The organism is Maribacter sp., from assembly GCA_020629415.1.
Classification (GTDB): Bacteria; Bacteroidota; Bacteroidia; order Flavobacteriales; family Flavobacteriaceae; genus Maribacter; species Maribacter huludaoensis.
In genome coordinates, this window is record JAHDDL010000076.1 from 1 (window position 1) to 6,577 (window position 6,577).

The 6,577-nt window shown below is 34.1% G+C and carries 8 protein-coding genes; 2 read left to right on the forward strand and 6 right to left on the reverse strand.

Going from position 1 to position 6,577, the window contains the following annotated elements:
- Nucleotides 1-67: 67 nt before the first annotated feature.
- The 5 genes from QZ657_RS17025 to QZ657_RS17045 all read right to left on the reverse strand — a co-directional run bounded on the left by QZ657_RS17025 (nucleotide 68) and on the right by QZ657_RS17045 (nucleotide 4,414).
- Entirely contained in the window at nucleotides 68-697 is a 630-nt protein-coding gene (locus QZ657_RS17025) for a GNAT family N-acetyltransferase (RefSeq protein WP_291961815.1), read from the reverse strand.
- Nucleotides 698-933: 236 nt separating this feature from the next.
- The gene (locus QZ657_RS17030) at nucleotides 934-2,277 is read right to left on the reverse strand and encodes a mannosyltransferase (protein ID WP_291968227.1); all 1,344 of its coding nucleotides are present in this window, start codon (nucleotides 2,275-2,277) and stop codon (nucleotides 934-936) included.
- 55 nt (nucleotides 2,278-2,332) lie between these two features.
- The gene (speB, locus tag QZ657_RS17035; RefSeq protein ID WP_291968228.1) at nucleotides 2,333-3,115 is read right to left on the reverse strand and encodes an agmatinase; all 783 of its coding nucleotides are present in this window, start codon (nucleotides 3,113-3,115) and stop codon (nucleotides 2,333-2,335) included.
- A 26-nt stretch (nucleotides 3,116-3,141) separates the two neighbouring features.
- Entirely contained in the window at nucleotides 3,142-3,519 is a 378-nt protein-coding gene (locus QZ657_RS17040; protein WP_071342518.1) for an ester cyclase, read from the reverse strand.
- Between the two features lie 19 nt (nucleotides 3,520-3,538).
- Entirely contained in the window at nucleotides 3,539-4,414 is an 876-nt protein-coding gene (locus QZ657_RS17045) for a helix-turn-helix transcriptional regulator (protein ID WP_291968229.1), read from the reverse strand.
- Nucleotides 4,415-4,608: 194 nt separating this feature from the next.
- Between QZ657_RS17045 and QZ657_RS17050 the strand changes: the two genes are divergently transcribed.
- On the forward strand, nucleotides 4,609-4,857 hold the full coding sequence (locus QZ657_RS17050) for a DUF983 domain-containing protein (RefSeq protein WP_276471015.1): 249 nt from the start codon (nucleotides 4,609-4,611) through the stop codon (nucleotides 4,855-4,857).
- Between the two features lie 9 nt (nucleotides 4,858-4,866).
- Here QZ657_RS17050 and QZ657_RS17055 read toward each other — a convergent pair whose 3' ends face one another.
- Nucleotides 4,867-5,280 carry a LysR substrate-binding domain-containing protein gene (locus tag QZ657_RS17055; protein ID WP_291968230.1) on the reverse strand — a complete coding sequence of 138 codons (414 nt, stop codon included), beginning with the start codon at nucleotides 5,278-5,280 and terminating at the stop codon, nucleotides 4,867-4,869.
- 78 nt (nucleotides 5,281-5,358) lie between these two features.
- Between QZ657_RS17055 and QZ657_RS17060 the strand changes: the two genes are divergently transcribed.
- Nucleotides 5,359-6,030 carry a class I SAM-dependent methyltransferase gene (locus QZ657_RS17060; protein WP_291961806.1) on the forward strand — a complete coding sequence of 224 codons (672 nt, stop codon included), beginning with the start codon at nucleotides 5,359-5,361 and terminating at the stop codon, nucleotides 6,028-6,030.
- Nucleotides 6,031-6,577: the final 547 nt, after the last annotated feature.

Below are 6,577 nucleotides of genomic sequence, written 5' to 3' on the forward strand. Positions count from 1 at the left end.
TCTATACTCTATACTCTATACTCTATACTCTATACTCTATACTCTATACTCTATATTCTATACTCTATTATTTACTTTTCTCTTCTTTTCTTCTCAGAAACAAACTCTCTTTTATACTTTTTAATCTTGTAAATGCCTTGCCGTTCATTTCTTTTGTTTCTTCCACCTTTTTCTTTGCATTACCATCATAGAGCATTCCTGTACATAAGCACATTTTTTGTTCAGTTCTCGTAAGGATGTCAAAATTCTTACAAGTTTGGCAACCTTTCCAAAACTCAGGGTCATCTGTGAGCTCAGAAAATGTAACAGGTTTATAGCCTAGTTCGTAGTTAATTTTCATCACTGCTAAACCTGTGGTGATCCCAAATATTTTAGCATCGGGAAATTTCTCCCTGCTTAATTCAAAGATTTTGGCTTTAATGCTTTTAGCTAGACCTTGCCCTCTATAATCTGGGTGTACTATAAGTCCGGAATTTGCTACAAATTTCTCGTGTCCCCATACTTCTATATAGCAGAAACCCGCAAATTTATCTCCGTCCAATGCAAGTATGGCATTACCGTTAGAAAGTTTTCTTTGAATATACTCTGGGGTACGTTTTGCTATGCCGGTACCGCGTACTTTGGCAGATTCAGCAATGGTATCGCAGATATCCTGAGCGTATTTAAAATGTGATTCGTTAGCAACAATTAAGTTCATTGCCAGTTAGATTTAAAAGTGTAAAAAAAGTTTTGATTTTCTGTGCGGAAATGGACTCACCTAATTCCATAATTATATCTTACCCTTACGGGCGACGACGGTGAGATGTGAACGGGCGCGCTAGAGCCAATGGGCTCACGGTGCTATATAAAAAGTAGTTTATTTCGTTCATTACGGGGTAAATGTACAAATTATATTTATTTGACATCACTCAACGTATAATTTTTACAAAAACTTCACTTTTTGTTATTATGTGCAATGATTTCATAAAACAAATAGCCATACACTGAAATATATTCAATACCCAATAGCCACAAGTTTTCTTTGAAATCTGCCTGAGAATAAGCGAAGTAGCTCAGTACAATGGCCGCAGACCAAACTACGGCATATCTGTATGTTGTGAAAATAGAAAGTAAAACTAAAAAGATAGCGTACCAAGGGTGTACGGTAGTAGATATAAAGTAATAAATGGTCAAAACCCACATCATAGACCATAGTACCCTGTTTAGGTCATATCTTTTAGGTAAAAATGTAAATAGACCTACTGTTGCAATAGTAAATAAGGGTGTAAATTTTCCGTATTCTTTAATGAACTCCCATGGTTTTTCATCAAAATGTATGGCAGTTTTTTTAGCGATATTATAAATACTGGAATTGAACTCAAAATTAGAAAACCATAGTTTTAAGGTTTTACTATAGTTATCTATAAATTCTGGGGTATTGAACGGCAGAAATAGTGAAATGGAAGTTATACCAATGATCATATAGAACACTATGCTTTTTTTCCAGCCCAAGTATTTAAAGAATAATGGTAAAAATAAAAGAGGTACTAATTTTATAGATATGGAACATGCCAAAACAACACCGGCGGTTTTCCATTTGTTTAACGATAAAAGGTACATGGCAACAATAAAGAAAAAGAGCATGACCCCTTCAAAATGAAGATTTCCGGTGAGTTCCACTATTACAAGCGGATTAATGAAATACCAGAAAATTAAATGCGGAGATCGGTTCAAGTTTTTCAGCAGCTTTCTTCCAAAATATATTATACCATTATCTGCAAGAATAATAATTGAACGCATGGCTATTAATGAACCAAAAATACTTTTGCCGCCAAGAATTGTGGCCAAGGCAAAAATAAGTTGGTTTAAAGGTGGGTAATTGCTATAGTGCCTTGCGCTTAAACTGCCCATGCCATCGTAAAGTTCTTTGGCGTTCGGTATTATTGATACCATGTTTGGCATCAATTCATCTGGAGTGTGTAGATAAGGGTTTATGCCGCTTGAGATTAGTTGGCCGTCCCATATAAACCTATAAAAATCTTGAGAAAGATTAGGTTCTGTAAAAAGAAAGATTAATCTAAATATGATGCCGATACCTAGCAACAATCTGAAGTTCATTTTTTCAAACTGTATCAGTTTAAAACAGAAAAAGAAAAGTGCTATAAAAAGGGAGAGCAACTTTATAAAATCCGTTCTATCTAGATGATAGGCAAAGGTGTAGTAAAACACAAAACTTAATACTGCCAATATCAAGGAAACCCTATGGAGTTTCAGAAAATTCTTAAAGGTAACCGGCATTAGGGCTTTGGGTTTAGTAACAGGTCAATTTAATGGTTTTTATTGAAAAATGATTTCAATTGCCCATCAATTTTCCTAAAAGTTCTTTCATCATTTTTGCAGCTAAATAAGCGGTCATGTCATGAAAGTCTCTGTCAGGGTTATATTCTACAATATCGGCGCCAACGACTTCTGTATCTATGCCATGGATTAAATCTAAAACTTGACGAGATGAGAGTCCGCCAGGTTCATGGTGCGAAACTCCAGGGGCAAATGCAGGGTCAAAACCATCCATATCCAAAGAAATATAAAGCGGATTTTCAAATTTAGGTATGGCGTTCAAATCTAGGTTACGCATTTCATGCACATCAACATTGTATTTTTTTGCTTGATCCGCCTGATGTGGATTTAAGGTACGAATGCCTACTTGAACAAGTTTTACGGCATAGCCGTTTTCCATAATTCTTGCAAATGGGCAAGCGTGGGAGTAAGGGTCGCCTTCATAGTCATGGTATAGATCAGCGTGTGCATCTATATGTAAAATATCTAGTTTTGGGTAGTGTTCATGTAAAGCTTTTATTATGGGAAACGTAACGGAATGGTCACCACCTAAAGAAAGCAATTTTGAGCCAGATTCAATATTCTTTTTGGTAATGGTTTCAATATCAAAATACTCGTTGATGATAAAATCACCCTTGTCTATTACAGCATCATTTTCTATAGATGTACCTAATTCGGTATATAGGTTCATAGAGTCGCTGTACAATGCTTTTCTGATTAGGTCTGGAGCTTTTGCAGGCCCTCTTTGAAAAGATGATTTTGCATCCCAATTAATGCCTTGAATAGTAATGTCTTTCATGATAGTGCTTTTGTCTGGCTGATGAATTAGTACATGGTATTTGGATTTTCAGATTTCTCTGGTATTTGCTGTATAGCATCCCAATGTTCGCATATTTTTCCATTTGTATCAAACCTGAAAAAATCCATTGTAACATATTGGTCATTTCCTGGCCATACCTGGTGCGTGTGTAATGCAACCAAATCTCCTTCTGCAATGCAACGTACAAATTCAATAGATTTTTCAGGGTATTCTTTTTGCATACGTTCAAAATAATCTATAAAACCTTGCGTACCATTGGCAACTGCCGGGTTGTGCTGAATGTATTCTTTGCCAACATACATTTCTATGGCCAGTTTTGGGTTTCCTAAATATGCCGTTCTGTAAAAAGCGATGGCGTTCCTTTTGTTTGTTTCTAAATTCATCATGATATCTTGTTATGTTTTAATGAAAATAAATTTTTCTGAATTCCATTGGGGTCATCCCTGTATTTGATTTAAAGAATTTTGAAAAATAGGCATAGTCAGAATACCCCAATGTGTCTGCAACATTGGCTAGGTTGTCATTAGAATGAACGATCAAACGTTTAGCTTCTAACATGATGCGCTCAGAAATCAAGGTAGTTGTAGTTTTGCTTATAGTCTTTTGAACCACTCTGTTTAAGTGTTTGGTTGTAATACTTAGTTTTTCAGCATAGAATTTAGGTAATTTTTCGGCGTAAAAGTGTGCATTAATTAATTTTTCCAGTCGCTCAAGAATATTCGTATAGCTGTTTGATCCTAATTTTTCAATAATTGTGTCGGCAGTATATGCACGCGTTAGTTCTATGTATATATAGTGTATAAGACTAATGATTTTAGCTTCTCTTAGTAAATTTTCTTCTCTGTACTCTGTGAAAAGTTCTTGAAAAACAGTGGTTAGGTGTATCAGTTTCTCTTTAGATAATTGAAGCAAAGGCGGGTTTTGGTTGGAATAGTAAAAAGGAAAAGAATTTAGGGAATGATCCAAAAATTTTAGTTCATAGAATTCTTGAGAGTGAAAGAAAATATAACCTTCTGGTTGCGATTCAAATTTCCAAAAATGAGTTTGCCCAGGTTTTAGGAAGAAGACCTTTCCGGGTTCTATTGGGTAGGTGTCAAAATCTATTTCATGTGTGCCGGTGCCTTTGGTAAAAATAACGCACAAGTAAAAATTATGGGTATGAGGTTTATTTATAAGATTCTTATTGATTTGAATATGGTCTGCAAAAGAGTTTACATAAAGACTATGTAGCGGCTTGTTTTTTAAAAACTGACTAATATGTAAAACGGGGATTTTCATACAAAATGTCTTAAAAGTACAAATATATGCGCCTATTTTAAGACCGAAACCTTTATTTTATGTCTTAATTTTGCAGTATAAAAATGGAGGTCGTGAGTAAAGTGTTGAATGTTGTAAAATGCAAATGTCCTAATTGTAATGAGGGTAAGGTCTTTAGTGGGCAAGGAAATGTTTTTTTGTTTAAAATGCCGATAATGAATGAAAGGTGTCCTGAATGCAATTTTAAATTTGAAAAAGAAACGGGCTTCTTTTTTGGAGCTATGTTCGTTAGTTATGCCTTGGCTGTGGCACAAATGATAATAAGCCTTGTGTTGTTTTGGTATTTTGTGGATCTGTCTCCGTTGCGGGTATTTACTATTATTGCTTTGGTAACTGTACTGTTGAGCACTTTTAATTTTAGGCTGTCAAGATCTATTTGGATCCATTTGTTTTACAAACTTTAAAATATTGATTTAAGTAGGGTTTGTCATTTTTTTGGCAAGTTTAACTACTCTTTCTGCTATTCTATTAGGATCATTTTTTCTCCAGTTCATAAATAAGCTAATAGTCTCATCTAGCGCTATAAACCTAACGCCAATTGCATTTGAGAATTTATAGGATAACGGTAGTATAGATATGCCTAGGCCTTGTGCTACAAGATTAACTATCATACCTCCAAAATCAGATTCAATAACAGTTTTTGGCTCAAAACCGTTTTTTTGAAAAAGACTTCTTAATAGTGAAGGAAAGTAAGTGATTCTATGCAAGCCAGAAATAATGAATTTTTCATCTTGTAATACCTTTAAATCCTTTAAGATTGTATTGGTCAACCAATGTTTCTCTGGAACAACAAGGTAGATAGGTTCAGTATATAATTTATACGACATTATATGAGTGTTATTTTTAGTATCTCTATTTTAAATTTTTATACCTTATTTTGAAGTCGAAATTTTGCACTGTTACTTATGAGTACTGATAAAAAGGGTATTAAACCAAATAAGATTCCGTGGCCAACCAAAAAGGCTATGCAACAAGTGTATGAAATGAATCTGTGGGGTAGTGGTACTGAAGATTTTTATTCAGGTGAAGGCTCTCATAAGCCAGAAATTGTAAAACCTTATATTGAGACATTAACTACTTTTTTAACTTCATTTGAAAGCCCTATTTCCGTGTGTGATTTAGGATGCGGAGATTTTAATATAGGTAAAGAACTAGTAAGCTATACCAAGAATTATGTTGCCGTTGATATAGTACCGGAATTAATTACGCACAATAAGAAAAAGTTTAAATCAAAGAACGTAGAGTTTCAATGTTTGGATATTGCAGTAGATGACCTTCCTGTTGCAGATTGCGCTATTATACGTCAAGTATTGCAACACATTTCTAACGATGAGGTACAGCAGGTTGTTCACAAGCTACCTGGTTTTAAGTATGTAATACTTACGGAACATCTTCCCTGTAAAGATTTTACGCCCAATTTGGATGTTATTTCTGGTCAAGGAACCCGTTTAAAAAAGAATAGTGGTATTAAACTTTTAGAGAATCCGTTTAATCTGAAAATTTTGGAAGAGCAAGAGCTATTAAAAATAGTTGATGAGCACGGTGTTATTGTAACTACACTATATAAATTGAATTGATGTGGTATTCCTCATTAATATCATATAAAACATTGTCATTTTGCTCTAACTATTTTTATGTAATTAAATATAGGCAAATGCGCATTTAAGAAAATCTAGAGAAGGAGCGTTTTTGGATGGTTATTATAATGTTTGGTCTTTGATTTGCTAGGTACTGGCAAATATGACTATTATCTAGTGCCGACAAAGCACTTTTTTATAAAGAGAATATGTCTTAAACGCATTGGTTATATGAGTTCAACGGAAAAAACCATTTTAGATAAAATAGACCACTACCATCATTTAACCATACTACTTTAAAATAATAAAGTATTAAGTGTGTTAGAGCAGCATCATTAAAATGTATTGATAGTCCATGCCGAATTTCCACGATCTGCGAAATTGAAATTGTAAGAATCCTCTATTGGATTAAATAGTAAACGTATATTTCTTAAAAGGATGGCGAATGATTAGTGGTGGTGCTCAATGTAAGCAAACCATTTAAATTGTTGTTTTGTTTATAGGTCATTTTCGCTTTCATTCTTATCCACAGCCTTTTGTTTCATGT

Excerpts from the sequence above, each read along its gene's own strand:
- QZ657_RS17040 (WP_071342518.1), bottom strand. The coding sequence starts at position 3,519 with ATGAATTTAGAAACAAACAAAAGGAACGCCATCGCTTTTTACAGAACG.
- QZ657_RS17055 (WP_291968230.1), bottom strand. The coding sequence starts at position 5,280 with ATGTCGTATAAATTATATACTGAACCTATCTACCTTGTTGTTCCAGAG.
- QZ657_RS17060 (WP_291961806.1), top strand. The coding sequence starts at position 5,359 with ATGAGTACTGATAAAAAGGGTATTAAACCAAATAAGATTCCGTGGCCA.
- QZ657_RS17030 (WP_291968227.1), bottom strand. The coding sequence starts at position 2,277 with ATGCCGGTTACCTTTAAGAATTTTCTGAAACTCCATAGGGTTTCCTTG.
- QZ657_RS17025 (WP_291961815.1), bottom strand. The coding sequence starts at position 697 with ATGAACTTAATTGTTGCTAACGAATCACATTTTAAATACGCTCAGGAT.
- speB (WP_291968228.1), bottom strand. The coding sequence starts at position 3,115 with ATGAAAGACATTACTATTCAAGGCATTAATTGGGATGCAAAATCATCT.
- QZ657_RS17050 (WP_276471015.1), top strand. The coding sequence starts at position 4,609 with ATGAATGAAAGGTGTCCTGAATGCAATTTTAAATTTGAAAAAGAAACG.
- QZ657_RS17045 (WP_291968229.1), bottom strand. The coding sequence starts at position 4,414 with ATGAAAATCCCCGTTTTACATATTAGTCAGTTTTTAAAAAACAAGCCG.